We start from the raw sequence: 25,693 nt of genomic DNA, 5'->3' as shown, positions 1-25,693 counted from the left end.
CCCCAGAAATCACACGGGTAACAGACAATCGCGGCAACTACACGCCTGTAATTCACAAGCGGCCGGTCGCTGCTGGCGCGAGACTGTACGCATGTATAAGATGTTGTACGTGCGTACAACCACCGATGACCTCGCGGCCCCCGCCCGGATCCGCGCGGCCGCGATCCGGCTCTTCGCGGAGTCCGGGTTCGAGATCGGGCTGCGGGCGATCGCCGACGAGGCCGGTGTCTCCCTCGGGTTGATCCGTCACCACTTCGGCTCCAAGGCGGGCCTGCGCGAGGCCTGCGACACCTGGGTGCTCGACGACCTGCTGCGTGCCCAGGAGGAGCACGCCGGGCCCGAGGCGCGCGGACTGCTCGAGCAGTTCGGCGCGATGGAGGAGTACGGCCCGCTCGTCCAGTACGTCATGCAGGCCCTGCGTGCCGGCGGGCCCACGGCGCGCGCGTTCTGGCACCGGATGCTCGCCGACGGCGAGACCTACCTCGAGCAGGGCGTCGCCGACGGCACCGTCAAGCCCAGCCGGGACCCCGCGGGCCGTGCCCGGGTGCTCACCCTCATGGAGCTCGGTGCGCTCCTGCTCGAGCTCGCCCTGGCGCCCGAGGGCGAGGAGTTCGCCGTCACCTGGCGCCGCTACCTCGACGGCTTCACCCTCCCCGGCCTGGAGCTGTTCACCCAGGGCCTCCTGGCCGACGACACCATCCTCGACTCCTACCTCGCCCATCTCGACGCCCCGACCACCCAGGAGCAGCCATGACCGCCGTCATCGACATCGCCGGCCTCACCAAGACCTTCGGGGCCGTCCGTGCACTCGACGCCTTCGACATGACCGTGGCGCCCGGCGAGGTCGCCGGCTTCCTCGGCCCCAACGGCGCCGGCAAGTCCACCACCGTCCGCGTCCTCCTCGGCATGCTGCGCGCCGACTCGGGCCGGGTCGAGGTGCTCGGCGGCGACCCCTGGCGCGACGCGGTCGAACTGCACCGGCGCATCGCCTACGTACCCGGCGACGTCAGCCTCTGGCCCAACCTGACCGGTGGGGAGGTGATCGATCTCCTCGGCCGGATGAACGGCGGCCTCGACGAGCGCCGCCGGGCCGAGCTGCTGGACCGCTTCGAGCTCGACCCCGCGAAGAAGTCCCGCACCTACTCCAAGGGCAACCGGCAGAAGGTGGCACTGGTGGCCGCCCTCGCGGGTCGTGCTGACCTCTACATCTTCGACGAGCCGACCTCCGGCCTCGACCCCCTGATGGAGGCGGTCTTCCAGGAGTGCGTGGCCGAGCTCAAGGCCGACGGGGCCACGGTCCTGCTCTCCAGCCACATCCTCGCCGAGGTCGAGGCGCTGTGCGACCGGGTCACCATCATCCGTGCCGGCGCCTCGGTGCTGTCGGGCACGCTCGACGAGCTGCGCCACCTCACCCGCACCACCGTGGTGGCCGAGACCGAGCGACCCGCGGACCTGTCGGGGATCGGCAGCGTCCACGGGGTCGAGCAGCAGGACGGGCGCGTCACCTTCGAGGTCGACTCCGACCAGCTCCAGGGCGCCCTGACCGCGCTCACCGCTGCCGGTGTCCGGTCGCTGCAGGCGCACCCGCCCACGCTCGAGGAGCTCTTCCTGCGCCAGTACGCCGACGACCGCGTCGAGGCGACCTCATGAGCGCCGTCCGCGCCCAGACGGCGGGCACCGGCCACCTCGTGCGGTTGATCCTGCGGCGCGACCGAATCCGCCTCCTGGTGTGGGTGCTCGGGTTCGGGGCCCTGACGAGTGTCTCCGCGCTCTCGAGCAAGGCGCTCTACGACACCCCGCGCAAGATCGCCGGCTACGGGGAGACCGTCAGCAGCAGCGCGGCGGGGCGCTTCATGAACGGTCGTCCCTACGACGTGGACAACCTCAGCGGCATCGTGTCCTACGAGCTCTCGTCGGCCGCGGCGGTGGTGACGGGCCTGATGGTGGTCTTCCTCGTGGTCCGCCACACCCGCGCCGAGGAGGAGAGCGGCCGCGCCGAGCTGCTGCGCGGCGGTGTGCTCGGCCGCCACGCCCACACCGTCTCGGCGGTGTCGGTCGCCGTGGCCGCCTCGCTGGCCTTCGGCGTCGTCGACGCCGGGCTGCTCATCGCCACCGGCCTCGATCCGGGCGGCTCGGTGCTCCACGGGGCCTCGGTGACCGGCATCGGCCTGGTGTTCACCGGCGTCGCGGCGCTCGCCGCCCAGCTGACCTCCTCGGCCCGCGGCGCGCTCGGCATCGCCGGCGGCACCCTCGGGGTGTTCTTCGCCATCCGTGGTGTCGGTGACGTCAACGGCACGTTCTGGACCTGGCTGTCGCCGCTGGGCTGGGCCCAGGCGATCCGGCCCTACGGCGACCCGCAGTGGTGGCCGGTCCTCGCCCTGCTCGGGCTCGCGGGCGCCGTCCTGCTCGGTGCGGGCGTCCTGACCGCCCACCGCGACGAGGGGTCGGGCCTGTGGCAGGCCCGCCCCGGCAGGCCGCGTGCCCGTGCCGGCCTGGGGACCAGCGTCGGCCTCGCGCTGCGACTGCAGCGTGGCCTGGTGCTGGGCTGGCTGGTCTTCCTCGTCGGCATGTCCGCGCTGTTCGGTTCCTTCGCGGGCGAGGTCGAGTCGCTGGTCGAGGACAACCCGGAGATGGCCGAGATCTTCGCGGCGCAGTCCGGGACCCTGGTCGATGGCTTCTTCGCCTACACCGTCGGGTTCATGGCGGTGATCACCTCCGCCTTCACGCTGGCCTCGGCGTTGCGGCTGCGCAGCGAGGAGAACGACGGCCGGGCCGAGATCGTGCTGGCCCGTGGCCAGTCGCGCGTCGGCTGGGCCGTCGGTTCGCTGGTCGTGACCGTGCTCGCCACCCTCGTGGCGTTCGCGCTCACCGGGTTCGCCAGTGGGGCGGCGCACTGGCTGGTGACGGGGGAGTCGGACCGGATGGCCTCGCTCACCGGGGCCGCGCTCGCCCAGGCGCCCGCGGCCCTGCTCGTGGGGGCGATCGGCGTACTGCTCCACGGGGCCGTGCCGCGGTGGGCACTGCTCGCGTGGGTCGTGTTCGGGTTCGCGATGCTGCAGAACTACCTCGGTGGGCTGCTGCAGCTGCCCGACGCGGTGGCCGGGCTGTCGCCGTTCTGGCACCAGCCCCAGCTGCCCGTCGAGGAGCTCGCGCTGGCGCCGGGCGGCGTACTGCTCGCCCTGGCGCTGCTCGCCGCTGCTGCCGGCCTCTGGCGCTTCCGGGAGCGGGACCTCGTCGCCCACTGACGCGGCGCCCGACTCGGTGGGCCGGCGGGGACGCCGATAGATTGTGCGCGTGGTCGACTCCAGCACCGACAGCGTCCCCACCGGCCTCGACACCGTCGCCGCGGCGACGGGCGACCCCGACCGGGACCAGCCCTGGGCCGACCTGGGGCTGAAGGAGGACGAGTACCAGCGGATCCGCGAGATCCTCGGCCGCCGCCCGACCAGCTCGGAGCTGGCGATGTACTCGGTGATGTGGAGCGAGCACTGCTCCTACAAGTCCTCCAAGGTGCACCTGAAGCAGTTCTCCGAGATCCCCCAGGAGACGCCGGTGGGCAAGATGCTCGCCGGCATCGGCGAGAACGCCGGCGTCCTCGACATCGGCCAGGGGTACGCCGTCACCTTCAAGGTCGAGTCGCACAACCACCCCTCCTACGTCGAGCCGCACCAGGGCGCGGCCACCGGCGTCGGCGGCATCGTCCGCGACATCCTCGCCATGGGCGCGCGTCCGGTCGCCGTCATGGACCCGCTGCGCTTCGGGCCCCTCGACGCCGAGGACACCCACCGCGTGCTGCCCGGCATCGTCGCGGGCGTGGGGGGCTACGGCAACTGCCTGGGCCTGCCCAACATCGGCGGCGAGGCGGTCTTCGACGAGACCTACCTGGGCAACCCGCTGGTCAACGCGCTGTGCGTCGGCGTCCTCAAGCACGAGGACCTGCACCTGGCCAAGGCGTCGGGGGCCGGCAACAAGGTCATCCTCTACGGCGCCAAGACCGGCGGTGACGGCATCGGTGGCGTCTCGGTCCTCGCCAGTGAGACCTTCGACGCGGACGGCCCCGCCAAGCGGCCCAGCGTGCAGGTCGGCGACCCGTTCATGGAGAAGCTCCTCATCGAGTGCACCCTCGAGCTCTTCGGCGCCGGCCTGATCGCCGGCATCCAGGACCTCGGCGGCGCGGGGCTGTCCTGCGCCACCTCCGAGCTCGCCAGTGCCGGCGACGGCGGCATGCACGTCGACCTCGACCTCGTGCCGCTGCGCGACGCCACGCTGTCGCCCGAGGAGATCCTGATGAGCGAGAGCCAGGAGCGGATGATGGCCGTCGTCGAGCCCGGCGACGTCGACGCGTTCCTGGCCACCTGCGCCAAGTGGGAGGTCGACGCGGCGGTGATCGGCGAGGTCACCGACGGCGACCGGCTGGTCGTGGACTGGCACGGCGCGACCGTGGTCGACGTACCGCCCGGCACCGTCGCCCACGAGGGGCCGACCTACGAGCGCCCCTTCTCCCGGCCGGAGTGGCTGGACGAGCTCCGGGCCGACGCCGCCGAGGCGCTGCCGCGGCCGACGTCGGGGGAGGAGCTCCGCGACACCCTGCTGCGCCTGGTCGCCAGCCCGAACCTGTGCGACAAGTCCTGGATCACCGACCAGTACGACCGCTACGTGCTGGGCAACACCGTGCTCGCGCAGCCCGCTGACTCGGGGATGGTGCGGGTCGACGAGGAGACCCACCTCGGCGTCTCGGTCGCGACCGACTGCAACGGCCGGTTCGCCAAGCTCGACCCCTACACCGGCGCCCAGCTCGCCCTGGCCGAGGCGCACCGCAACGTCGCCACCGGCGGGGCCCGCCCGCTCGCGGTCAGTGACTGCCTCAACTTCGGCTCCCCGGAGGACCCGGGGGTGATGTGGCAGTTCGCCGAGGCCTGCCGCGGCCTCAAGGACGCCTGCCTCGCGCTGGGCATCCCCGTCACCGGCGGCAACGTCAGCCTCTACAACCAGACCGGTGACACCGCCATCCTCCCCACGCCCGTGGTGGCGGTGCTCGGCGTCATCGACGACGTACGCCGCCGCACCCCGAGCGCGTTCGTCGCGCCCGCCGACCGGGTCTTCGTGCTCGGCGAGACCCGTGAGGAGCTGTCGGGCTCGGAGTGGGCCCACACCGTCCACGGCCACCTCGGTGGCCGGCCGCCCGTGGTCGACCTGGCCGCCGAGCAGGCGCTGGGTGCGCTGCTGGCCGACCTGGTCGGCGTCGCGACGTCGGCCCACGACCTCGCCGACGGCGGCCTCGCGCAGGCGCTGGCGGAGGCGTCGATGCAGTCGGGCATCGGGGCCCGGGTGGCGGTGGCGGACGACCCGTTCGTGTCGCTGTTCAGCGAGTCGGCCGGGCGCGTCCTGGTCACCACGCACCTGCACGACGGCCAGCATTTGGTCGACCTCGCGGCCCGGCACGGCGTCACGGTGACCGAGATCGGCGTCACCGGCGGGGACGTGCTCGCCGTGGAGGGCCAGTTCGAGGTCCCGGTCGAGGAGCTGCGCACCGCGTGGAGCGCGACGCTCCCCGCGGCGCTCGAGGGCTGACTCACGCCGGTACCGCGCTCGGCACCTCCCCGGTCCGCCACCGGTCGGGGCGGGGCAGCGTCCGCACGGTGCGGGCGCAGGTGGGGATCAGCGCGCTGGCGGCGGTGAGTGCCGCCAGGGCGAGGACCGCGTCGCGGCCGCCGAGGATGGCGAGCAGGCCGCCGGCGACGATCGGGGCGAGCGGCATCGCCAGCATCGACACGAACTGCATCGCCGACTGGACCCGGCCGAGCAGCTCGGGCGGGGTGATCGCCATCCGGTAGGCGCCGATCCCGGCGTTGCCCGCGGGGTTGAGGAAGAGTCCGATCGAGGCGGCGCCGGCCATCGCGATCGGGTGGTTCCACAGGGCCAGGGGCACGGCGAGCGGCACGAAGCTCCAGGCGACGAGGACCGTGAGGTGCCCGGTCGGCAGTCGCTCGATCAGCCAGGGGGCGGCGAGGGCGCCGAGGATGCCGCAGCAGCCGATGACCGCCTCGACGAGCCCGATCTGCCAGGCGGGGAAGCCGGCGGAGATCAGCCGCAGCAGCGCGACGAAGAACAGCGCGTTGACGGTGAGGTTGACCAGCGGGGTCCACAGCAGCAGCACCCGGAACAGCGGGTGGTGCCAGGTGAACCGCACGCCCTCGCGCAGGTCCCGCACCGGCCGGGCGTCGGAGCGCCGCGGGGCGGCGAGGTCGGCGCGGATGCGGCCCAGCAGTAGCCAGCCCGCGGCGTACGAGATCGCGTCGCCGGCGAACGGCGCCCAGCGCGCGATGCCGAACAGCGCGCCGCCCAACGGCCCGCCGAGGAGGCCCGCGACGTGCTTGCGGGCCTGCTGCTGGCTGAGCGCGGTCGGCAGCTCCTCGGTCGAGACGACGGTGCGGATGGCCGAGGTCTCGGCGGGTTGGAAGAGCCCGGCCGCGAGGCCGGTGAGCAGCGCCGCGCCCAGCAGGTGGGGGAGGGTCAGCGACCCGAGGACGCCGGCGACGACCAGCGAGGCGTAGACCACGGCCCCGGTGCCGTGGGACGCGCGCATCAGCAGGCGCCGGTCGCAGCGGTCCGCGAGGACGCCTGCCGGGAGCAGGGTGAGGAGGAGACCGCCGAGGTAGACGGCTTCGGCGGTCGCGGCCCAGAAGGCCGAGCCCGTCATGGCATAGGCGACCAGGGGCATCGCGAAGGTGGAGACCCGGGAGCCGAGCTCGGAGACCGTGGCGCCGATCCAGAGTGCGGTGAAGTCGCGGTTGTGCGCCAGCGAGCGGTAGGTGGGCATGTGTGCAAGATATGATGCGCACTAAACATTGCGCAATGGTTCTTGCGCAACAATGTGTGCGCAACTCGGCTAGGCTGCCGCCATGGCCACCTACGACGACCCGCGGGTGCTGCGGGCCATCGCCCACCCGACCCGCAACCGGGTGCTGCACGAGCTCTCCGCCGCCGGGTCCCTGCGAGCGGCCGACATCGCACGCCTGCTGGACATCCCCGCCAACCAGGCGAGCTTCCACCTGCGCCAGCTCGCGAAGTACGAGCTGGTCGAGGAGGACCCCGAGGCGGCGCGCGACAGGCGCGACCGGGTGTGGCGTCTCGTCGACCGTGAAGGCATCAGTTTCCGGACCGAGGACATGCTCGCGCAGCCGGGTGGCAAGGCGGCGTACACCGTGTTCCGGCGTAGTGCGGTGGCCTGGGGTCACCACCTCGTCGAGCAGGCCTTCTCCCGCCCCGAGGGGGACCGAGTGGAGCGCAAGAACGTCTCCGAGCACTCACTGCGGCTCACCCCCGAGGAGGCCGACGAGCTCGCGACCGAGCTCAACGACGTCATCGGTCGCTGGCGTGACCGCAACGCCACGGCGCGGGGGAGCGACGAGCCCGACGACCGCGAGACCTATTCGCTCCTCCAGCTCCTCCAGCCCTACCCGGGGCTGCCGGAGGCCACCGAGGAGTGATCAGTCCAGCCCGAGCGTGGCGGTCGCGGTGACCGTGCGCTGCCGCTTGGGCGTGAAGCCGCCGTACGTCGGCCCGCGCAGCAGGTGGTACTCGTGGGTGACCTCGAGCGCCTCCGGTGGGTCGTCGGCGACCTCGAAGGTCGCGATCGCGGCGTACCCGCACTCCTTGGTGGTCGCCGTGGGGCACTCGCCCGCCGGGATCCGCAGCGACCGCACGGTCTCGGGGCCCTCGCCGCCGGCACGGAGCGTCGTCGTCACCTCGTCGGCCGCCCAGTAGGCTCCGCCGCCACCGGTCGGCGCCGCCTGCGCCATCCGGGTCAGCGTGGTCCGCAGGTCGACCACCAGCCACTGCGACCCCGCCGGTGCCCACGCGCCCGCGGCGTAGGGCAGCAGCAGCGGGCCCGTCAGGCGGCAGTCGTACTCCGCGACACCGCGGGGCAGGTCGAACTCGGCGGCGTCGCTGCATCGCGACGTGTCCGGTGCCAGCTTCTTCGGGAGCCGGTAGAGCGCCCGCGCCTCGCCGGGCTCGCGATCGCCGGTGCGCAGGTCGAGGCTCTGGGCGACCCCGTCGAAGGTGACGCGCAGCCGGGCGTCGGGCGCCTCATCCGCGAGCACGTAGAAGGAGCGGAACTCCCCGTTGCGGTTCGGTGGCGGCAGGCGGTAGCTGTCCTCGCCGACGAGCAGGTCGACCACCGGCACGGCCTCGGTGTCGACGTAGTCGGCCACCTTGCCGAAGCGGCCGGCGCGCAGCCGCCACGCGATCGGGACGTACGCCGTGCCCGCGGGGGCGTCGTACTCCCGACGCTCGCGGGTCTCGTCCGGCGCCAGCGTGTCGACGGCGTCGCCGGTGAAGACCTGCAGGATCCCGGTGGGGACCAGCAGCGTCGCCCTGGTGCCGTCGGTGAGCTGCTCGTCGCCCTGGGCAGCGATCACCTGGCCCGGCGGTGCGGCCTCCTCCTCGCCGCACCCGGCGACGCCCAGCGCCACGACGAGGGCGAGGCAGGTCGCGAACGGCGCGCGGCGGGGGAGCATGCGGCCATTGTCACCGATCGAGGCGTCCCGTGGGTCCCGTAGGCTCGCCGGGTGCCCGCGCGTCTCCGTATCGCCGACCCCGCCGACGTCGCCTCCGCGCTCGGCCGTGTCGGGGACGGCGGGGCCGAGCGGGCCGACCTGAAGCTGCTCACCAAGCACTTCCTGGCCGTGCTCGCCGACCGGGCGCCCGGCCGCGCGGTGGAGGTGCGGGTGCCGCCGTACGCCGCGGCGCAGGTGATCGAGGGCGTGCGCCACACCCGGGGCACGCCGCCGGCCGTGGTCGAGACCGACGCGGCGACCTGGATCGCGCTCGCGACCGGGGCGCTCGGCTGGGACGCGGCGCTCGCCGAGGGCCGGGTCGTGGCCAGTGGCGAGCGCACCGACCTCGCGGCCTACCTCCCGCTGGTGAACGGCCGCTAACCTGCGGTCATGAGCGACCTGCGTGCCACCATCACCGACCTGCTGCCCGGTCTCCGCAAGGACCTCGAGGACCTCGTCCGCATCGAGTCCGTGAGTGCCGACCCCGCCCGCCACGGCGAGGTCGAGCGCAGTGCGCAGGCCACCGCGGACCTCTTCGCCGCCGAGGGCGTGGACGTGGAGATCGTGCGCGCCTTCGACGGCGCCCCGCCGGCCGTCATCGGTGAGAAGAAGGGACCGGAGGGCGCCCCCACGGTGCTGCTCTACGCCCACCACGACGTGCAGCCCGAGAACGACCCCGCCGACTGGGACAGCGCGCCGTACGAGCCCACCGAGCGCGACGGCCGGCTCTTCGGTCGCGGTGCCGCCGACGACAAGGCCGGCATCGTCACCCACCTCGCTGCGATCCGCGCCTTCGGTGACGACCTCCCCGTCACGGTCCGCCTCTTCATCGAGGGCGAGGAGGAGGTCGCGAGCGCGACGCTGCCGGACCTGCTCGAGCAGTACGAGGACCGGCTGCGCTCCGACGTCATCGTCATCGCCGACTCGGGCAACTGGGACATCGGCGTGCCCGCCCTGACCACCGGCCTGCGCGGCATGGTGCGGATGGACGTCGAGCTGCGCACGCTGACCCACGCGGTCCACTCCGGCATGTGGGGCGGGCTGCAGCCCGACGCGCTGATGGCGATGGTGCGCCTGCTGGACTCGCTGTGGGACGCCGACGGCACGCCGGCCATCGAGGGCCTCACCAGCGGTCCGGCCGCCGACGTGGAGTACCCCGAGGAGCGGCTGCGCGCCGAGTCCGGCGCGATCGCGGGCCTGGAGTGGATCGGCACCGGCTCGGTGGTCGAGCGGCTGTGGACCAAGCCGGCCGTCACCGTCACCGGCATCGACGCCCCCAAGGTCGACGGCGCCTCCAACACCCTCACGCCCAGCTCCCGGGCGCGCATCACCGTCCGCATCGCGCCCGGTGACAGCGCCGACAACGCCATCGCCTGCCTCGAGCGCCACCTCGCCGAGCACGCGCCGTGGGGTGCGGAGGTGTCCACCACCCTGCTCGACCGCGGCGAGCCGATCGCGATCGACGCGGAGGGTCCGGCGTACGACGCGGCGCGGGCGGCGTTCACCGAGGCCTGGGACGGCACCGAGCCGATCGACATGGGCGTGGGCGGGTCGATCCCGTTCATCGCCGAGTTCCTGGAGTCCTTCCCGCAGGCCAGCGTGCTCGTCACCGGCGTCGAGGACCCCGACACCCGCGCCCACGGCGCCAACGAGGGCCTCCACCTCGCCGAGTGGGAGAAGGTCCTCCACGCCGAGGCCCTGCTGCTGCGCAATCTCGGTTCCTGACGCACCACGGTCTGTGCCGGTCGGGCCAGGGCTGGCTCGGTGGAGCATCGCCGGAGACACGCGCGGTGCGTCACCGGCGGTTCGGCCGACCGAACGTGCCGTGCGTGGCGCAGGGGCTCTGCGGCTCCGAGCCAGCCCTGGCCCGACCGGCACAGGTTGGTCGATGCGGTCGTGACGCCCCACCGCCGGTAGGCTGCCACCCGTGTGCGGAGTCTTCGGCGTCTGGGCGCCCGGCGAGGACGTGGCCAAGCTGACCTACTTCGGTCTGTACGCGCTGCAGCACCGCGGCCAGGAATCGGCCGGCATCGCGGTGAGCAACGGCCGACAGATCCTGGTCTACAAGGAGATGGGCCTGGTCTCCCAGGTCTTCGACGAGGCCACCCTCGACTCCTTCGCCGGCCACGTGGCGATCGGCCACTGCCGCTACTCCACGACCGGGGCCAGCACGTGGACCAACGCGCAGCCGACGTTCCGGCCGACCGGCCACGGCTCGCTCGCGCTGGGACACAACGGCAACCTGGTCAACACCCACGAGCTCGCCGAGCAGGTCGCGGCGCTGCCCAGTGACGACGGCGAGCTCGACATCCACGCCCACAGCCTGGAGTCCTCCACCAACGACACCAGCCTGGTCACGGCGCTGCTGGCGCACCACCCCGACACCTCGCTCGAGCAGCGCGCCCTGGAGGTCCTCGGCCAGCTCAGCGGCGCGTTCTGCTTCACCTGGATGGACGAGGACACCCTGTACGCCGCCCGCGACCCGCAGGGGTTCCGGCCGCTGGTGCTCGGCCGGCTCGAGCGCGGCTGGGTCGTCGCCAGCGAGGAGGCCGCCCTGGCCACCATCGGCGCGAGCGTGGTCCGCGAGGTCGAGCCCGGCGAGATGATCGTCATCGACGCCGACGGCCTGCGCTCCCACCAGTTCGCCGAGCCCCGGCCCCGTGGCTGCGTCTTCGAGTACGTCTACCTCGCCCGCCCCGACGAGCGCATCAACGAGCGCAGCGTCCACGAAGCGCGCGTGGAGATGGGTCGCGAGCTGGCCCGGGAGTACCCCGTCGAGGCCGACCTGGTGATCCCGGTGCCCGAGTCGGGGATCCCCGCCGCCACCGGCTACTCCTTCGAGAGCGGCATCCCCTTCGGCCAGGGGTTCGTGAAGAACGCCTACGTCGGCCGCACCTTCATCCAGCCCAGCCAGTCGCTGCGCCAGCTCGGCATCCGGCTCAAGCTCAACCCGCTGGAGCACATGATCCGCGGCAAGCGGATCGTGGTCGTCGACGACTCGATCGTGCGCGGCAACACCCAGCGCGCGCAGGTGCGCATGCTGCGCGAGGCGGGTGCGCTCGAGGTGCACGTGCGGATCTCCAGTCCGCCGATCAAGTGGCCCTGCTTCTTCGGCATCGACTTCGCCACTCGTGCCGAGCTCATCGCCAACGGCCTCGACGCCGAGGAGATCGCCGCCAGCGTGGGCGCCGACAGCCTCGGCTACATCTCGCTGGACGGCATGGTGCAGGCCACCGGCCAGGAGGCCTCGACCCTGTGCACCGCCTGCTTCACCGGTGACTACCCCGTCGACCTGCCCGACGAGAGCATGCTGGGCAAGCACCTGCTCGAGGTGAGCCTGCAGGGTCCCGGCACCCACCGGTCCCTGCCCGTCGTCAACAACCCCTGAAGGACGTCCGCACGTGGCTGACCCCGTCGACAACGCTGCCGAGAACGCCTACGCCCGCGCCGGCGTCGACATCGCCGCCGCCGACACGGCCGTGGACCTGATGAAGGAGTGGGTGGAGAAGGCCCGCCGCCCCGAGATGCTGGGCGGTCTGGGCGGCTTCGCCGGGCTCTTCGACGCGACCGCGCTGACGGCGTACCGCCGCCCGCTGCTGGCGACCTCCACCGACGGCGTGGGCACCAAGGTCGCGGTCGCGCAACTGATGGACGTCCACGACACCATCGGCTACGACCTGGTCGGCATGGTCGTCGACGACCTGGTCGTGTGCGGTGCCGAGCCGCTGTTCATGACCGACTACATCGCCACCGGCAAGGTCGTGCCCGAGCGGATCGCCGCCATCGTCAAGGGCATCGCCGAGGCCTGCGTCGCCGCCGGCTGCGCGCTGGTCGGCGGCGAGACCGCCGAGCACCCGGGCCTGCTCTCGCCCCACGAGTACGACGTCGCCGGCGCCACCACCGGTGTCGTCGAGGCCGACGACCTGCTCGGCCCGGGGCGCGTGCGCCCCGGCGACGTGGCGATCGCGATGGCCTCCAGCGGCCTGCACTCCAACGGCTACTCCCTGGCCCGCGACGTCTTCTTCAACCAGGCCGGGTGGGCCGTCGACCGCGACGTGGCCGAGTTCGGCCGGACGCTGGGCGAGGAGCTGCTCGAGCCGACGGTGGTCTACGCCAAGGCCGCGCTGGCGCTCGCCCGCGAGACCGAGACCCACGCCATGGCCCACGTGACCGGCGGGGGACTGGCGGCGAACCTCGCCCGCGTCATGCCGACCGAGCTCGGCGCCACGCTCGACCGCGCCAGCTGGACGCCGCAGCCGATCTTCGACCTCGTACGCCGGGTCGGCGGGGTCGAGCAGGCCGACCTGGAGGCCACGCTCAACTGCGGTGTCGGCATGGTCGCGCTCACCGCTCCGGAGTCCGTCGACGCCGCCCTGGCGGTGCTCGCCGCCCACGAGATCGAGGCGTGGGTCGCCGGCGAGGTCGCCGTCGACCCCGAGCAGGCCGGCACCGTCTCGCTCACCGGTCAGCACCCCGGTTGGTGACCCTCCGCGCCCCCCTCTCGCGGTGCTCGCGGCACGCACACGAAAATCGGCACCGGAAGTGCGGGAACAGCCATCGAACAGGTAGCGTTGCACCCACGAGAGAGATGACGACCTAGCCCGGGACCCGTGCCGGTCCCGGCCAAAGTGTGCGAGGGGGCTGGACCCAATGGGCCGCGGCCGAGCGAAAGCCAAGCAGACCAAGGTTGCCCGCGATCTGAAGTACCGCACTCACGACACGGACTTCGACGCGCTGGCACGTGAACTCCACGGCGATGCCGACCAGCAGCCGCCGCCGGTGGACGAGGACGACGACGAACTCGAGAAGTGGGCCGAGTTCGCCGACCCCAGTTCGCCGAACCCGCGCGATTGACCTGCGGCCTCGGGGCCCGGTCCGGCCGGACCCCGAGGCATCGGCTCACGGGAGCCAGACGTTGCGCAGGCGTCCCACCTCACGCATCCGCTGCTCGGCCAGTCGGTCGGCGGCGATCGCCGGCGGTACGCCGTCACTCGCCGCGCGCTGCAGCACCATCCGCGTGGTGTCGTAGATGCCGCTCGCGCGCTGCTGCGCGCGGTCGAAGGAGAAGCCCTCCAGCTCGTCGGCGACCTGGATCAGTCCGCCCGCGTTGACCATGTAGTCGGGCGCGTAGACGATGCCGCGCTCGACCAGCAGCTTCTCCACGCCGGGGTGGGCGAGCTGGTTGTTGGCGCCGCCGCAGACGAGCTTGGCGCTGAGCTGCTCGACCACGGGGTCGGTCAGCGCGTTGCCCAGCGCGCACGGCGCGTAGACGTCGAGTTGCTCGGCCACCAGCGTCTCGGTGGACCCGCTGACGCGCACCTCGGGGTACTCGTCGCACACGCGGGAGACGGCCTCGGTGTCGACGTCGGCGATGATCACCTGTGCGCCGGCCTCCACGAGGTGCCCGACGAGGTGGCGGCCGACCTTGCCGACGCCGGACACGCCGACCACGCGGCCGGCCAGCACGTCGGGTGACTCGCCCCAGACCGACTCGGCCGCGGCACGCATGCCGCAGAAGACGCCGTACGCCGTCAGCACCGAGCTGTCCCCGGCGCCGCCGTGGGCGACGGTGCGGCCGGTGACGTGGTGGCACTCGCGGGCGATGTGGTCCATGTCGACGGAGTAGGTGCCCACGTCGCAGGCGGTGACGTAGCGACCGCCGAGGGACTCCACGTGGCGCCCGTAGGCGCGCAGCAGGGCCTCGGACTTGTCGGTGTCGGGGTCGCCGATGATCACGGCCTTGCCGCCGCCGAGGTCGAGCCCGGCGAGCGCGGCCTTGTAGGACATGCCACGGGAGAGCGCGAGCACGTCCTGCAGCGCCTCGGCGGTGGAGGCGTAGGGGTGGAAGCGCGTGCCGCCGAGCGCGGGGCCCAGGGCGGTGGAGTGGATCGCGATCAGGGCGCGGAGCCCGGTCGACGGATCGTTGGCGATGACGACCTGCTCGTGTGGCAGGTCCTCGAGCAGGTCGGTGGAACGGGGTGCTGCAGCAGCCATGGGTGGTGTCGCTTTCGGTCGTGCCACGCGGGTGGGTGGCGGGGTGTCCCGGGCCGCGAGGGGTGGTGCGACCCGTTCTGGTCCGAGCCTAACGCCACGTGGGCCGGATCACACCTTGCCGAGTCGGCGCCAACTCGGCTCCGGACACCGCCGAGTCGGCGTGAACTCGCCGAGTTCACGCCGACTCGTCACCGGGCTACGGCGTGAGGAGTCCCTCCAGGTCGGAGACGTCGACGAGCGGGTCGTCGAGGTCGACCACGATCCGGGAGTGGGCCATCAGCCGGGCGCGACCGGTGATGGTCGAGTGCAGTGCGGCGTACTCGCCGACCTGCGCGTCCTCCATCACCGTGCCGACGAACCGGTTGCCGCGCGGTGAGATCGTCTCCAGCGAGTCGCCCTCACCGATCTCGCCCCGGCGCGCCATCAGCGCCAACCGGGCCGAGGTGCCGGTGCCGGTGGGGCTGCGGCAGATCACGCCCGGGTGGACGTACGTCGCCGACGGCGACTCCAGCCGCCCCTCGCCGAGCGTGCGCACCGGCCCCATGAAGTGGGCGAACGGCAGCGGTCCGACGTCGCCGAGCTCGGGGTGCTCCTGGAGCAGTCCCGGACGCGCCGCACGCACGAACGCGTCGCCGAACGCGGCGAGCGCGATCTCCTCCGAGGCCATGATGGTGAAGCCGTGGCGCGACGCGTCGACCATCGCGAAGTAGGCGCCGCTCCACACCAGGTCGAACTCGACGCGGCCGTAGTGCGGCACCTCGACCGAGAGCCCCTCCTCGGCGACGTACGCCGGCTCGCCCTGGGTCGTGATCGACTCGACGCGCCCGTTGGTCACCTTGGCCTTGATCCGTGCGAGGCCGGCCGGGGACTCCAGGACGACGTCCTGCAGGCCCTCCCGCATCTCGATCGCGCCGCTCTGCAGTAGTGCGGTGGCGGTGCAGATCGTGTTGGAGCCGGAGTACATCGGGTACCCCATCGCCTCCATGATGATGTAGCCCGCCTGCGCCTCCGGGTGCCCCGGCTCGACGATGAGGTCCACCGACATGGCCGGGTCGCCGTAGGGCTCGGAGAGCAGCAGGCGCCGCAGGCCGTCGCCCTCGGACTGGATGTAGCGCAGCTTCTCCAGCACGCTCGTGCCCGGCAGGGGGCCGATGCCCGAGGTGACGATCCGGCTGACGTCGCCGCCGGACTGGGTGTCGATCAGCTCGAGGATGCGCTCACGATCCGACATGCGGCGCCCCCACGGTGTCCCAGTGCTGGTCCGGCACGACCACGAGCTTGCCGATGTAGGACTTGGCCATGAAGTTGCGCTGGGCCTCGTGGAAGTCCGAGAGCCGGTAGGTCCGGTCCAGCAGCGGCTTGATGTCGCCGTCGGTGATGTAGCGCACCAGGCGGCGGAACGCCGTGCGCGTGCCCTGGGACGAGCCGTGGATCTCCAGCTGCTTGAGGTACATCGTGCGCAGGTCGAAGTCGACGACCGGACCGCCGATGGCACCGGCGGTGGTGTAGCGGCCCTCGGGGCGCAGGATGCGCAGCAGGTCGTTGAACATCGGTCCCGCGACCAGGTCGGCCGCGACGTCGACGGGGCCGTCGACGACCCGCTCGACCTCGGCGACCAGGTCATCGGTGTCGCGCAGGATGACGCCCTCGGCACCGATCTCGCGGAGTGCGTCCTCCTTGCCGGCGCTGGAGACGGCGTACGGTATCGCGCCGCGCACGCGGGCGAGCTGGATGATCGCGGAGCCGACGCCGCCGGACGCGCCGGTGACCAGCACGCGCTCGCCCTCGGCGAGCCGGGCGCGGTCGAGCATCTGCTCGGCGGTGAGGTAGGCGCAGCAGAACGTCGCCAACCCCGCGTCGCTGATGTCGGAGGCGACCTCGTGGGCGTTCTCGGTCGGCACGGTCGTGTACTCGGCGTACCCGCCGTCGCGACCGTGGCCGATGTAGTCGATGTCGGCCAGGCTCTCGTCGCCCTCGGGCCGGTTGTAGATGCTGAAGTCGACCATCACGCGCTGGCCGATCCGCTCCTCGGGGACGCCGTCACCGACGGCGACGATGCGCCCGACGGTGTCGGTGCCCTGGATGCGGGGGAACTCCAGCGTGGAGCGCCCGCGACGCCAGGTCGAGACCGACGCGGGGTCGGTCTCGGTGCCGTAGGCACCCTCCCGGACCCAGACGTCGGTGTTGTTCATGCCGCAGGCGGTGACCTCGATGAGGACCTCGCCGGCGGCGGGGCGAGGCGTGGGCACGTCCTCGCGGTAGACCAGCTGGTCGAGTCCGCCGTGGCCGACCAGTTGCACTGCCTTCATGGTGGTGGGAATCGCCGACACCGGCTTCACCTCCCGCTCGATCTTTCCCACGACACCCGTGGGACCGAAAAGACTAGGGGGTGGTGGATGAAAGGACCACAACGTCGCCGTGGGTCCCGTAGCCGGCCAGCCGACCACCGGCCGGGGTGCCGTCGAAGGTCACCATCAGCCAGTCCGGCTGACCCGGTCCCGGCGGCACCAGCGTGGGCCAGCCGATGTTGCTGAGGTAGGGCGCGTCGAGCGTGCCGACCTCGCGCAGGTCGCGGTCCAGGACGGGGTGGCGGCGGCGCAGGCGGCGCGGGTTGCGTGGCCCGTCGCTGGCCAGCACCCGTACGCCGTCCGCGGTCGGCACGAGCGTGGTGCCCTCGGTCTCGCGCCGGTCGGTGACCGCACCGACCAGCGACAGCGCGTCGAGGTCGGGCCCGGCGGCGAGTGCGGGGTGGAACTCGAAGTACTTCCGGGCGCTCACGAAGCCCACCAGCCACCCCTCCGCGGTCCGCAGCAGGTGGGGGTCCCACACCCCCACCGACGTCAGTCCGTCGGTGGGCAGCGGCAGCGGCGTGGTCGTCAGCACGTGGGTGCCCGCGGCGAGGTCGCCACCGGACCGGGCCAGCGTCACGTCGACCCACGGCTTGCCGTGCTGGTCGGGCCGCCGCCCCGGCAGCGCGAAGTCGCCCCACGTGCTCGTCGCGACGAGCCACTCCTCACCGTCGCGCACCACGTGGCTGGCGTGGTCGCCGTACACCCCCGGCCGGTCGGGTCGGGTGAACCACAGGTCGCTGCGGTGCGTCAGCGCGTGGGTCGTGGTGTCGAGGTGCCACAGCGAGGTGTGGGCGGTGTCGAAGAAGCCCGGGCCGGCGCTGGTCGCCGAGAGCAGCACCCCGGTGTCGTCGCGGTACGCCGTCCCGTTGGCGTGGGTGACCAGGCGCAGGTCCCGCAGGCCCAGCTGGCCGAAGACACCGGCGCGCCAGCCGTGCACCGTGCCGGGGTCGGCCGACCAGCCGCTGACCAGGCCCGCCAGCCAGGCCGGGTCGTGGGGCACCAGGCGTCGGGCGAGGTCGACGCGGGCACGCGCGATCCAACGCCCCTGCTCGCGGGTGAGTGCGGTGAGGTGGCGACCGGTCAGCGTGAGCGCGAGCGCCTCGGGTCGCCGAGCACGGCCGTGGCGCCGACTGTGGTGGTCCGTCGTGCGGTCGGTGGCGATCCTCAGGCCGATCCGGCCGTCGCGCAGGTGCGCGGTGAGCCGGGCGCCGCGGGCGTCGGTGAGGTGGGCCGCGACCTCGCCCCGGCGTGCCGCGTCGGTGAGGTCGAGCTCGATCGCGGCCGACGGGGCGGCGTACGCCGTGGGGCGCGAGGCCGTGTCCGTGGCGATGGTCGGGCAGTCGGCGACCGGGGCGACGGGGCGGTGGCGCGCGACCTCGGTGAAGCGTCCCGTCGGTAGGTGCACGGGCTGAGTGAACCAGAACCCGCGCCGCGTCGGCATCGCGGCCGGAAAAGCGAACGCCCCCGCCGGCGGGCGGGGGCGTCCGTGCTCGTGGGCAGGGGCGGGGTCGAACCGCCGACCTTCCACTTTTCAGGCGGACGCTCGTACCAACTGAGCTACCTGCCCGAGCGGTCGGAACCTTACCGGAGACGGTCCCGAATCCCGAAAGCGACCTCCCGGCCCCTATGCTGGGGCGCGGTCCAGCCCCCGTCGTCTAGTGGCCCAGGACCCCGCCCTTTCACGGCGGTAGCGCCGGTTCGAATCCGGTCGGGGGTGCTCCAGGAGCGGGAGGGCCTCCCGATTGGTTCCGGCCACCGGGCATGGGCTAGAGTTCCTCCCGCTTCACATGGCCCCGTAGCGCAGTTGGTTAGCGCGCCGCCCTGTCACGGCGGAGGCCGCGGGTTCGAGTCCCGTCGGGGTCGCCAGCACGCCCGGACCACACGGTCCGGGCGTCGTTGTTTTTCCGCCACGACCGCTCCGCGGGTCAGGTGTGACCGGCCCCGGCACAATGGGGGCGTGCCGGTCGAGATGGATGCCGAACGCTTCGACGAGGTCGTCGAGCGCGCCCTGGACGAGATCCCCGACGAGCTCGCCGCGCGGGTGCGCAACCTCGCCGTCCTGGTGGAGGACGAGCCGCCCGCCGACCAGCCGGCGGACCTGCTCGGGCTCTACGACGGCGTCGCGCTCACCGAGGGCGACGCGTGGGCACCGCCGGGCCTGCCCAACCAGGTCTTCATCTTCCGCAACCCGCTGCTGGACTTCTGCCGCGACGAGGACGAGCTCGTCGAGCAGATCCGCATCACCGTCGTGCACGAGATCGCCCACCACTTCGGCATCGACGACGACCGGCTGCACGAGCTCGGCTACGGCTGACCCGGCTCCGGTCGGGTCAGCGGGCGAGGAGGAACCCGCCCGTGCACGCCAGCAGTCCCAACGCGACCGTGGTGGCGGCGTACGCGACAGCGGTGCGCAGCGGCAGGTCGCGCACCTGCACGGCGAAGGAGGAGTACGTCGTCAGGCCGCCGCAGAAGCCCACCGCGACCAGCGCCACCGCGGCACCGTCCAGCGACCAGCCCACCGTCATGCCCAGCAGCAGCGAGCCGAGCGTGTTGGCCACCAGCGTGCCGCGGTGGAACCGCCCGTCGAGCCACTGCCCGAGCGCGTAGCGCAACGGCGCCCCGACGGCCGCACCCAGCGCCACCCACAGCCACGTCATCGCTCGTCCTCCTCGGGCAGCGGCGGGGCGAGTCGCCCCACCAGCGTCACCGCGACGAGGCAGGCGCCCAGCGTCCCGAGCAGGTACGCCGCCGCGAGGGCCGGGTCACCCTGCGCCAGCAGTGCACGTCCCTGCTCGGAGGTGGCCGAGAAGGTGGTGAAGCCGCCGAGCAGTCCGGGCCCCAGGCCGGCCGCCACGGTGCGCGAACGCCGCGCCGGTGCCAGCAGCTCCAGCCCCGCGAGCAGGGCGGCGCCGAGCAGGTTGACCGCGAAGGTGGTCCACGGGACACCGTCGCCCTCGGGAAGGACCTCGCCCGCGGCGTACCGCAGCACCGCACCGGCAGCGCCACCCGCGGCGACGGCGAGGAGCAGGCGCGGCGGGATCACCCGCCGATCGTAGGCGTCGCGCGGGCCGGAGCCGCGGCGCCGTCGGCGGAGCAGTCAATCTCACACCGCCGACGATTGCTGCCCGGGGCGGTGTCGGCGGAATACTGGCGATGTCGGCGGTCCGCGCCACCCGCGCGGGCCCGGCCGACGCACCAGGCTCGAGGATCTCGTCCGCCGCAGGAGGCAGTTCAACATGGCAGCCAAGGACAACGCCGGCGCCGACCAGCGTGACCAGGGCAACCGGGCAGACCGCATGGCCCACCAGCGATCGGACCGCCACCAGGTGGTCGTGATCGGCTCGGGCTTCGGTGGCCTGTTCGGCACCAAGGAGCTGCGCAACGCCGACGTCGAGGTGACGATGATCGCCAAGACGACCCACCACCTCTTCCAGCCGCTGCTCTACCAGGTCGCGACCGGCATCCTCTCCGAGGGCGAGATCGCGCCGCCGACCCGTGAGGTGCTCGCCGGCCAGAAGAACGCCCAGGTCCTGCTGGGCGAGGTCACCGACATCGACCTGGACAAGCAGCACGTCGTCTCGCACGTGCTGGGCCGCGAGCTCGTCACGCCGTACGACTCGCTGATCGTGGCTGCCGGCGCGGGCCAGTCCTACTTCGGCAACGACCACTTCGCCGAGCACGCGCCCGGCATGAAGAGCGTCGACGACGCCCTCGAGCTGCGCGGCCGCATCTTCGGTGCCTTCGAGATGGCCGAGCTCGCCGCCAAGCGTGGCGAGTCCACCGACCACCTGCTCACCTTCGTCGTCGTGGGTGCCGGCCCGACCGGCGTGGAGATGGCCGGCCAGATCGCCGAGCTCGCCCACCGCACGCTGAAGAAGGACTTCCGCTCCATCAGCAGCAAGCAGGCGCGGGTCATCCTCGTCGACGCGGCGCCGCAGGTGCTGCCGCCGTTCGGCAAGAAGCTCGGCGACTGGACCGAGGACAAGCTCAGCGGCCTCGGTGTCGAGGTCAAGCTCGGCGCGATGGTGACCGACGTCGACGAGCGCGGCCTGGTCGTGAAGTACAAGGACGACACCGAGGAGCGCATCGACGCCATCACCAAGGTGTGGGCCGCCGGTGTGCAGGCCAGCCCGCTCGGCAAGACGCTCTCGGAGCAGTCCGGCGCCGGCCTGGACCGAGCCGGTCGCATCTCGGTCAACCCCGACCTGACGCTGCCGGGCCACCCGGAGGTGTTCGTGGTCGGCGACATGATCTCGTTGGACAACCTCCCCGGTGTCGCACAGGTCGCGATCCAGGGCGCGAAGTACGCCGCCAAGGAGATCGACGGTCGGGTCAAGGGCAAGCCCGCCCAGGAGCCGTTCAAGTACTTCGACAAGGGTTCGATGGCCATCATCAGCCGGTTCCGGGCCGTCGCGATGGTCGGCAAGCTGCGGCTCACCGGCGTCATCGCCTGGCTGATGTGGCTGGTCGTGCACCTCTTCTACATCACCGGCTTCAAGAACCGTGTGACCGCGGTGATGCACTGGTTCATCTCCTTCATCGGCCGCGACCGGTCCGAGCGCACCACCACCGAGCAGCAGATCTTCGCCCGGGTGGCGTTGCAGCGGCTCGAGCGCGGGGCGAGCGACCTGGTCTCCGACCCGGGGCAGTTCGACGCCGACGCCGAGCACCGCCGCCGCGAGGAGCTCGAGGCGCAGGCCGCCGAGGAGTCGCGGCTCTCCGACGCCAACGAGCGCGGCGTCCACATCGGCGCCTGAGGCGTCTCCCGGCGCTACTCGAAGTAGGAGACGTGCTCGGCCTCGGGGAGGTCGCGCGCCCAGCGGGGCAGGATGAACACGCCCTCGGCCTCGGCGGTGACCTCGCCGTCGCCGTCGAGCAGGCGGCCGCGGCCCCAGGTCTTGATGCCGTCGCGGTGCTCGATCCAGGCCTCGCCGCGCAGGGGACCCAACGGCGTACCGCGGCGGTAGGTGAGCGTGAGCGTCCCCGTCATCCCGGGTCGTCCGCCCGAGCTGACGGCCTGGCCGAGGAGCTGGTCGAGCACGAGTGCGACGACGCCGCCGTGGACCAGCCCGGGCGGACCCTCGTACGCCGCGCCGAGCTCGACGTCGGTCGCGACCCGGCCGGCCTCGAGCTTCTCCACCACCAGTGGGGGAGCGATCGGGTTGCGCAGCCCCATCACCGCGTTGCCCCACGGACGTCCGTGGCCGTCCTCGCGGAACTTCACGCCGTAGGAGCCGGGGAGCTGCTCGGCCCGCAGCCGGGCGGTGATCGCCTCGACCTCGGCCTGCGCGCGCCGGATCTCGTCGGGGGCGACGAGGGTGCGGATCGTGGCGTCGACGAGGTCGCGGACCGCGTCGGTGAAGGGGCCGTAGAGGGCCTCCTCCCGGGCGATCTCCTCGTCGGTGGCCTCGTCGATCTGGAACCGGCTCATGCGCCAACCCTAGAACAGGTTCTCCTGTCGGAATCGGTTCGCTCACGCGACCGCCGCGTGGTGGGATGCCGCCCATGACCACGACGCGCTCCACGTCGCCGACCGCCCTGGTCCGGCCCGACGTCCGGCTGCACCAGAGCTGGGCCGCGACCGTGCTCGACTTCCGCCACCCCGGGGCCATGCACGGCTCGGGGGAGTGGCACATGCCCGAGGTCGTGGCCACCGAGGCCGGCTGTGGCGACTTCGTCGCCGCCCAGCTGGCCGCCGAGTCGGCCGACCCGGCCGGGACGCGCGTCGCCTCCACCTACTACTGGATCGCCGACGGCGCATCGGGGGAGGTGCTCGGCTTCTTCCACCTGCGCCACGAGCTCAACGAGTGGCTGCTCGACCAGGGCGGCCACATCGGCTACTCGGTGCGGCCCTCCCGGCGGCGCGAGGGCCATGCGCGCCGGGCGCTGGCGGCCGGCGTACGCCGTGCCGGTGCGTTGGGCATCGAGCGCGTCCTGGTGACCTGCGATGCCGAGAACGCCGCGTCACGCGGCACCATCCGCGCGGCCGGCGGCGTGCTGGAGGACGTGCGCGGCACCAAGGAGCGCTACTGGATCACGGTAGGATGAGAACCAGTCTCAACCACCGTCGTGTGACGACGCCGACCCCGGGAGGACACCGTGGCCGCCACGCCTGCGACCCGTCCGACGCGCCAGCGGCGGGCGATCACCGACGCCCTGGAGCGTGCCGAGGACTTCCAGAGTGCCCAGGAGATCCACGACGAGATCCGAAACGTCGGTGACAAGGTCGGGCTCGCGACGGTCTACCGCGCGCTGCAGTCGATGGCCGACGGTGGCGAGGTCGACGTCCTGCACACCGAGCACGGCGAGGCGACCTACCGCCGGTGCAGCCCGCACCATCACCACCACTTGGTGTGCCGCAGCTGCGGACGCACCGTCGAGATCGCCGCTCCGACCGTCGAGCAGTGGACCCGATCCATCGCCGACGACCACGACTTCACCGACGTGAGCCACACCATCGAGCTCTTCGGCGTCTGCGCGAGCTGTCGATGAGCGTCCAGCTGCGGGTGCTGGGGTTCGACGAGCTCGACGTCCGCACGGCGTACGAGGTCTGGCGGTTGCGGCAGGACGTCTTCGTCGTCGAGCAGGAGTGCCCCTACCCCGACCTGGACGGGCGCGACCTCGAGCCCGGCACCCGCCACGTGGTGCTGTGGCGCGGCGACGACGTCGGTGGCTGCGTCCGGCTCCTCGAGGAGGCCGACGGCACCGTACGCATCGGCCGGGTCGTGCTCGCCGCGACGCTGCGCGGGCAGGGCCTCGCCGAGGAGATGATGCAGGAGGCACTGGCCAGCGCGGGCGAGCGGCCGACGGTCCTCGACGCCCAGTCGCCGCTGACCGGGTGGTACGCCGGCTTCGGCTTCACCGTCGACGGCCCGGAGTTCCTCGAGGACGGCATCCCGCACCGCCCGATGCGGCGCGAGGCGGGCCCGCCCGTGTGAGCGGCCGAGCGTCGGGTGCCCCCGGTAGGAGTCGAACCTACGACCTTTCGCTTAGGAGGCGGCTGCTCTATCCACTGAGCTACGGGGGCCGCGCGCACATCTTCGCAGGCGCCGTGTGCCCGGTGCGAAACCGCCCGGGCGCGGTGGATTCGCCGATCCTTGGCGCCGCCCGTCACAATGAGCGGTCAGGAAGCGCGTGCCGCGAACGGCCGGGCGACACAGAGCAGGGGACCAGATGAGCGAGCACGTGAACCGGGGAGCGGGGGCGCGCGCTGCACGCCGCACCGGCCACAGTCTCCGCTCGCGTCAACCGCGCTCGGCCCGGGGCAAGCGGCGGGGCCGCAACGATCGCCACACCGTGGTGAAGGTGATCGGCGCGTCGCTACTGACGCTGGCCATCGCCACCGCAGGCACCGTCGTCGCGGTCTACAACCACCTCAACGGCAACCTCGACGTCGTCGAGGTGTCGGGCCAGCTGACCGACCGCCCGCCCAAGGGCCCCGAGGGGCCGCTGAACGTGCTGGTGATGGGCTCGGACAGCCGCGAGGGCGCCAACAACATCGACGGCCTCAAGGGTGGGGGTGCCCGGTCGGACACCACGATCCTGCTGCACCTCTCCGCCGACCGTGAGCGCGCCTACGGCATCAGCATCCCGCGCGACACCCTGGTCGACCGGCCCACCTGCTACGGCGAGGACGGCGAGGAGATCCCCGGCGAGGAGCAGACCATCTGGAACGCCGCCTTCTCCCTGGGCGGCCCGGCCTGCACCATCCAACAGTTCGAGCAGGTCAGCGGCGTACGCGTCGACAACTACGCCGTCGTCGACTTCACCGGCTTCAAGGGCATGGTCGACGCGCTGGGCGGCGTCGAGGTGTGCATCCCCGAGGACATCGAGGACCCCTCGGCCAACATCTTCCTCGAGGCCGGCACCCGCTCGATCAAGGGCGACGAGGCGCTGGCCTACGTCCGCGTCCGCAAGGGCGTCTCCGGCGGCGACGGCAGCGACCCGCAGCGGATCAAGCGGCAGCAGGCGTTCATGGCCGCGACCATGAACAAGGCCATCTCCGGCGGGATGCTGTCGCGCCCCGACAAGATGGTGTCCTTCCTCAGCGCCGCCACCGACTCGCTGCAGACCGACGCCGAGAACATCAGCAAGCTCGCCGCCCTCGGCGCGGAGTTCCAGGGCGTGGGTCTGGGCAACATCCGCTTCGTGACCACCCCGTGGGTCTACTCCACGGCGCAGCCGGGCCGCGTCGAGTGGACCGACGACGTCGAGCGGCTCTGGCGCGTCGTACGCCGCGACTCCTCGCTGCCCGGGGAGTTCCTCGACCAGTCCATCAGCGCCGCCGACAACCCCGACGGCTCCACCTCGGCTCCCGGCAACGCCTCGGGCCAGGGCAACGGGTCCGCGACGCCGGAGACCTCGGAGCCGACCGAGTCCGAGTCGACCGAGCCCACCGACTCGCCCTCGCAGGGGGGCGGCTCCGGCCTCTCCGACGAGGCCCGACAGGACGCCGGGTTGTGCGCATGAGCGACGACCGCGAGTGGGAGCGGCGTCGGCGCCGCGCCGAGGTGTTCGGTGAGGTGCTGCCCGACACCACCAGCGACGAGCGCGAGCCGGGTGACGGCGTACGCCGCGAGTCGGCCGGCGACCAGTGGCTCCGGGACCAGGTGCCGCCCCACCACGGCGGCTGAGACCCGACCCGCGTCGTACGACCGCGTCCGGCAGGCGTGGGGTTGTCCTTCGTTCGCCCACCTTGTCCAGCGTTGCAGTGCCCGACAAGGTAGGCGATCCCCGGCCGACCGGGGATCGCTCCCGTCCCCGCCCACACACGACGAGACCCCCACC

General features: G+C 72.6%; 26 protein-coding genes and 4 tRNA genes. 19 read left to right on the top strand and 11 right to left on the bottom strand.

Annotated elements, in window-relative coordinates; translation table 11 throughout:
- The first annotated feature begins 91 nt into the window (after positions 1-91).
- Genes KUV85_RS10945 through purL form a run of 4 tightly spaced genes read left to right on the top strand, consistent with a single transcriptional unit; the run spans position 92 to position 5,571 of the window.
- Entirely contained in the window at positions 92-754 is a 663-nt protein-coding gene (locus KUV85_RS10945) for a TetR/AcrR family transcriptional regulator (RefSeq protein WP_219959925.1), read from the top strand.
- Positions 751-1,650, top strand: a complete 900-nt coding sequence (locus KUV85_RS10940) for an ABC transporter ATP-binding protein (RefSeq protein ID WP_219959924.1) — start codon at positions 751-753, stop codon at positions 1,648-1,650. Before KUV85_RS10945 ends, KUV85_RS10940 begins: the two co-directional genes overlap by 4 nt.
- Positions 1,647-3,245, top strand: a complete 1,599-nt coding sequence (locus tag KUV85_RS10935; RefSeq protein ID WP_219959923.1) for an ABC transporter permease — start codon at positions 1,647-1,649, stop codon at positions 3,243-3,245. The genes KUV85_RS10940 and KUV85_RS10935 overlap by 4 nt, the downstream gene beginning before the upstream one ends.
- Positions 3,246-3,294: 49 nt before the next feature.
- Positions 3,295-5,571 (top strand): phosphoribosylformylglycinamidine synthase subunit PurL, encoded by a 2,277-nt coding sequence (gene purL / locus KUV85_RS10930; RefSeq protein WP_219959922.1) that lies wholly within the window; start codon positions 3,295-3,297, stop codon positions 5,569-5,571.
- Position 5,572: 1 nt separating this feature from the next.
- Here purL and KUV85_RS10925 read toward each other — a convergent pair whose 3' ends face one another.
- Positions 5,573-6,820: an MFS transporter gene (locus tag KUV85_RS10925; RefSeq protein ID WP_219959921.1), complete on the bottom strand. Its 1,248-nt coding sequence runs from the start codon at positions 6,818-6,820 to the stop codon at positions 5,573-5,575.
- An 82-nt stretch (positions 6,821-6,902) separates the two neighbouring features.
- Here KUV85_RS10925 and KUV85_RS10920 point away from each other — a divergent pair, with 82 nt between their 5' ends.
- Positions 6,903-7,490 carry a winged helix-turn-helix domain-containing protein gene (locus KUV85_RS10920; protein WP_219959920.1) on the top strand — a complete coding sequence of 196 codons (588 nt, stop codon included), beginning with the start codon at positions 6,903-6,905 and terminating at the stop codon, positions 7,488-7,490.
- Here KUV85_RS10920 and KUV85_RS10915 read toward each other — a convergent pair whose 3' ends face one another.
- Positions 7,491-8,522, bottom strand: a complete 1,032-nt coding sequence (locus KUV85_RS10915; RefSeq protein WP_219959919.1) for a hypothetical protein — start codon at positions 8,520-8,522, stop codon at positions 7,491-7,493.
- Between the two features lie 51 nt (positions 8,523-8,573).
- On the opposite strand from KUV85_RS10915, the gene KUV85_RS10910 reads away from it, so the two are divergent.
- The 5 genes from KUV85_RS10910 to KUV85_RS10890 all read left to right on the top strand — a co-directional run bounded on the left by KUV85_RS10910 (position 8,574) and on the right by KUV85_RS10890 (position 13,415).
- Positions 8,574-8,942 (top strand): sterol carrier family protein, encoded by a 369-nt coding sequence (locus KUV85_RS10910; RefSeq protein WP_219959918.1) that lies wholly within the window; start codon positions 8,574-8,576, stop codon positions 8,940-8,942.
- Positions 8,943-8,951: 9 nt separating this feature from the next.
- On the top strand, positions 8,952-10,286 hold the full coding sequence (locus tag KUV85_RS10905; RefSeq protein WP_219959917.1) for a dipeptidase: 1,335 nt from the start codon (positions 8,952-8,954) through the stop codon (positions 10,284-10,286).
- 202 nt (positions 10,287-10,488) lie between these two features.
- Complete coding sequence (purF, locus tag KUV85_RS10900; RefSeq protein WP_219959916.1) at positions 10,489-11,949, top strand: amidophosphoribosyltransferase; 1,461 nt, start codon at positions 10,489-10,491, stop codon at positions 11,947-11,949.
- A 13-nt stretch (positions 11,950-11,962) separates the two neighbouring features.
- The gene (gene purM / locus KUV85_RS10895) at positions 11,963-13,045 is read left to right on the top strand and encodes a phosphoribosylformylglycinamidine cyclo-ligase (RefSeq protein WP_219959915.1); all 1,083 of its coding nucleotides are present in this window, start codon (positions 11,963-11,965) and stop codon (positions 13,043-13,045) included.
- Positions 13,046-13,211: 166 nt separating this feature from the next.
- Complete coding sequence (locus KUV85_RS10890) at positions 13,212-13,415, top strand: DUF3073 domain-containing protein (RefSeq protein WP_219959914.1); 204 nt, start codon at positions 13,212-13,214, stop codon at positions 13,413-13,415.
- Between the two features lie 45 nt (positions 13,416-13,460).
- Here the strand turns inward: KUV85_RS10890 and KUV85_RS10885 are convergent, their stop codons facing one another.
- From KUV85_RS10885 to KUV85_RS10865, 5 genes are all read right to left on the bottom strand, one after another.
- On the bottom strand, positions 13,461-14,555 hold the full coding sequence (locus tag KUV85_RS10885) for a Glu/Leu/Phe/Val family dehydrogenase (RefSeq protein WP_219959913.1): 1,095 nt from the start codon (positions 14,553-14,555) through the stop codon (positions 13,461-13,463).
- 196 nt (positions 14,556-14,751) lie between these two features.
- Positions 14,752-15,786, bottom strand: coding sequence for a proline racemase family protein (locus KUV85_RS10880; protein WP_219959912.1), 1,035 nt, complete (start codon positions 15,784-15,786; stop codon positions 14,752-14,754).
- Positions 15,773-16,885, bottom strand: coding sequence for an alcohol dehydrogenase family protein (locus tag KUV85_RS10875; RefSeq protein ID WP_219959911.1), 1,113 nt, complete (start codon positions 16,883-16,885; stop codon positions 15,773-15,775). Before KUV85_RS10875 ends, KUV85_RS10880 begins: the two co-directional genes overlap by 14 nt.
- Positions 16,886-16,937: 52 nt before the next feature.
- Positions 16,938-18,311: a hypothetical protein gene (locus KUV85_RS10870; RefSeq protein WP_219959910.1), complete on the bottom strand. Its 1,374-nt coding sequence runs from the start codon at positions 18,309-18,311 to the stop codon at positions 16,938-16,940.
- 88 nt (positions 18,312-18,399) lie between these two features.
- Positions 18,400-18,473 (bottom strand) — tRNA-Phe (locus KUV85_RS10865).
- Positions 18,474-18,550: 77 nt separating this feature from the next.
- On the opposite strand from KUV85_RS10865, the gene KUV85_RS10860 reads away from it, so the two are divergent.
- The 3 genes from KUV85_RS10860 (at position 18,551) to KUV85_RS10850 (ending at position 19,220) form a co-directional block, all read left to right on the top strand.
- Positions 18,551-18,623, top strand: a tRNA-Glu gene (locus KUV85_RS10860).
- A gap of 72 nt (positions 18,624-18,695) precedes the next feature.
- Positions 18,696-18,772: transfer RNA gene (locus tag KUV85_RS10855), tRNA-Asp, on the top strand.
- 91 nt (positions 18,773-18,863) lie between these two features.
- Entirely contained in the window at positions 18,864-19,220 is a 357-nt protein-coding gene (locus KUV85_RS10850) for a metallopeptidase family protein (RefSeq protein ID WP_219959909.1), read from the top strand.
- A 16-nt stretch (positions 19,221-19,236) separates the two neighbouring features.
- Here KUV85_RS10850 and KUV85_RS10845 read toward each other — a convergent pair whose 3' ends face one another.
- Both KUV85_RS10845 and KUV85_RS10840 read right to left on the bottom strand, forming a co-directional pair.
- Positions 19,237-19,563 carry a fluoride efflux transporter FluC gene (locus tag KUV85_RS10845; protein WP_219959908.1) on the bottom strand — a complete coding sequence of 109 codons (327 nt, stop codon included), beginning with the start codon at positions 19,561-19,563 and terminating at the stop codon, positions 19,237-19,239.
- Positions 19,560-19,949 carry a CrcB family protein gene (locus KUV85_RS10840; protein WP_219959907.1) on the bottom strand — a complete coding sequence of 130 codons (390 nt, stop codon included), beginning with the start codon at positions 19,947-19,949 and terminating at the stop codon, positions 19,560-19,562. The genes KUV85_RS10845 and KUV85_RS10840 overlap by 4 nt, the downstream gene beginning before the upstream one ends.
- A 193-nt stretch (positions 19,950-20,142) precedes the next feature.
- Here KUV85_RS10840 and KUV85_RS10835 point away from each other — a divergent pair, with 193 nt between their 5' ends.
- Positions 20,143-21,663, top strand: coding sequence for an NAD(P)/FAD-dependent oxidoreductase (locus KUV85_RS10835; protein ID WP_237690127.1), 1,521 nt, complete (start codon positions 20,143-20,145; stop codon positions 21,661-21,663).
- A gap of 14 nt (positions 21,664-21,677) precedes the next feature.
- Here KUV85_RS10835 and KUV85_RS10830 read toward each other — a convergent pair whose 3' ends face one another.
- The gene (locus KUV85_RS10830; RefSeq protein ID WP_219959906.1) at positions 21,678-22,337 is read right to left on the bottom strand and encodes a PaaI family thioesterase; all 660 of its coding nucleotides are present in this window, start codon (positions 22,335-22,337) and stop codon (positions 21,678-21,680) included.
- Positions 22,338-22,411: 74 nt separating this feature from the next.
- On the opposite strand from KUV85_RS10830, the gene KUV85_RS10825 reads away from it, so the two are divergent.
- From KUV85_RS10825 to KUV85_RS10815, 3 genes are read left to right on the top strand one after another with little or no spacing between them, the layout of a single operon-like run.
- On the top strand, positions 22,412-22,954 hold the full coding sequence (locus KUV85_RS10825; RefSeq protein WP_219959905.1) for a GNAT family N-acetyltransferase: 543 nt from the start codon (positions 22,412-22,414) through the stop codon (positions 22,952-22,954).
- A 51-nt stretch (positions 22,955-23,005) separates the two neighbouring features.
- Complete coding sequence (locus KUV85_RS10820; protein ID WP_219959904.1) at positions 23,006-23,398, top strand: Fur family transcriptional regulator; 393 nt, start codon at positions 23,006-23,008, stop codon at positions 23,396-23,398.
- Entirely contained in the window at positions 23,395-23,844 is a 450-nt protein-coding gene (locus KUV85_RS10815) for a GNAT family N-acetyltransferase (RefSeq protein ID WP_219959903.1), read from the top strand. Before KUV85_RS10820 ends, KUV85_RS10815 begins: the two co-directional genes overlap by 4 nt.
- A 16-nt stretch (positions 23,845-23,860) precedes the next feature.
- On the opposite strand, the gene KUV85_RS10810 is transcribed toward KUV85_RS10815, so the two are convergent.
- Positions 23,861-23,933, bottom strand: a tRNA-Arg gene (locus tag KUV85_RS10810).
- Positions 23,934-24,079: 146 nt separating this feature from the next.
- Here KUV85_RS10810 and KUV85_RS10805 point away from each other — a divergent pair.
- Both KUV85_RS10805 and KUV85_RS10800 read left to right on the top strand, forming a co-directional pair.
- The gene (locus KUV85_RS10805) at positions 24,080-25,375 is read left to right on the top strand and encodes an LCP family protein (protein ID WP_219959902.1); all 1,296 of its coding nucleotides are present in this window, start codon (positions 24,080-24,082) and stop codon (positions 25,373-25,375) included.
- A complete protein-coding gene (locus tag KUV85_RS10800) occupies positions 25,372-25,539 on the top strand; it encodes a hypothetical protein (protein WP_219959901.1) in 168 nt (55 codons plus the stop codon). Before KUV85_RS10805 ends, KUV85_RS10800 begins: the two co-directional genes overlap by 4 nt.
- Positions 25,540-25,693 lie beyond the last annotated feature (154 nt).

This window comes from Nocardioides panacisoli, assembly GCF_019448235.1.
Taxonomy (GTDB): domain Bacteria; phylum Actinomycetota; class Actinomycetes; order Propionibacteriales; family Nocardioidaceae; genus Nocardioides; species Nocardioides panacisoli_A.
Note: the sequence above shows the minus strand (reverse complement) of the source record. Positions and strands in the feature narration are given on the sequence as shown.

Coding starts and splice junctions, on each gene's coding strand:
- KUV85_RS10945 (WP_219959925.1), top strand. CDS start 92: ATGTATAAGATGTTGTACGTGCGTACAACCACCGATGACCTCGCGGCC.
- KUV85_RS10800 (WP_219959901.1), top strand. CDS start 25,372: ATGAGCGACGACCGCGAGTGGGAGCGGCGTCGGCGCCGCGCCGAGGTG.
- KUV85_RS10935 (WP_219959923.1), top strand. CDS start 1,647: ATGAGCGCCGTCCGCGCCCAGACGGCGGGCACCGGCCACCTCGTGCGG.
- KUV85_RS10815 (WP_219959903.1), top strand. CDS start 23,395: ATGAGCGTCCAGCTGCGGGTGCTGGGGTTCGACGAGCTCGACGTCCGC.
- KUV85_RS10920 (WP_219959920.1), top strand. CDS start 6,903: ATGGCCACCTACGACGACCCGCGGGTGCTGCGGGCCATCGCCCACCCG.
- KUV85_RS10885 (WP_219959913.1), bottom strand. CDS start 14,555: ATGGCTGCTGCAGCACCCCGTTCCACCGACCTGCTCGAGGACCTGCCA.
- KUV85_RS10890 (WP_219959914.1), top strand. CDS start 13,212: ATGGGCCGCGGCCGAGCGAAAGCCAAGCAGACCAAGGTTGCCCGCGAT.
- KUV85_RS10835 (WP_237690127.1), top strand. CDS start 20,143: ATGGCAGCCAAGGACAACGCCGGCGCCGACCAGCGTGACCAGGGCAAC.
- KUV85_RS10825 (WP_219959905.1), top strand. CDS start 22,412: ATGACCACGACGCGCTCCACGTCGCCGACCGCCCTGGTCCGGCCCGAC.
- KUV85_RS10905 (WP_219959917.1), top strand. CDS start 8,952: ATGAGCGACCTGCGTGCCACCATCACCGACCTGCTGCCCGGTCTCCGC.
- KUV85_RS10880 (WP_219959912.1), bottom strand. CDS start 15,786: ATGTCGGATCGTGAGCGCATCCTCGAGCTGATCGACACCCAGTCCGGC.
- KUV85_RS10915 (WP_219959919.1), bottom strand. CDS start 8,522: ATGCTCCCCCGCCGCGCGCCGTTCGCGACCTGCCTCGCCCTCGTCGTG.
- KUV85_RS10845 (WP_219959908.1), bottom strand. CDS start 19,563: ATGACGTGGCTGTGGGTGGCGCTGGGTGCGGCCGTCGGGGCGCCGTTG.
- KUV85_RS10925 (WP_219959921.1), bottom strand. CDS start 6,820: ATGCCCACCTACCGCTCGCTGGCGCACAACCGCGACTTCACCGCACTC.
- KUV85_RS10805 (WP_219959902.1), top strand. CDS start 24,080: ATGAGCGAGCACGTGAACCGGGGAGCGGGGGCGCGCGCTGCACGCCGC.
- KUV85_RS10830 (WP_219959906.1), bottom strand. CDS start 22,337: ATGAGCCGGTTCCAGATCGACGAGGCCACCGACGAGGAGATCGCCCGG.
- KUV85_RS10940 (WP_219959924.1), top strand. CDS start 751: ATGACCGCCGTCATCGACATCGCCGGCCTCACCAAGACCTTCGGGGCC.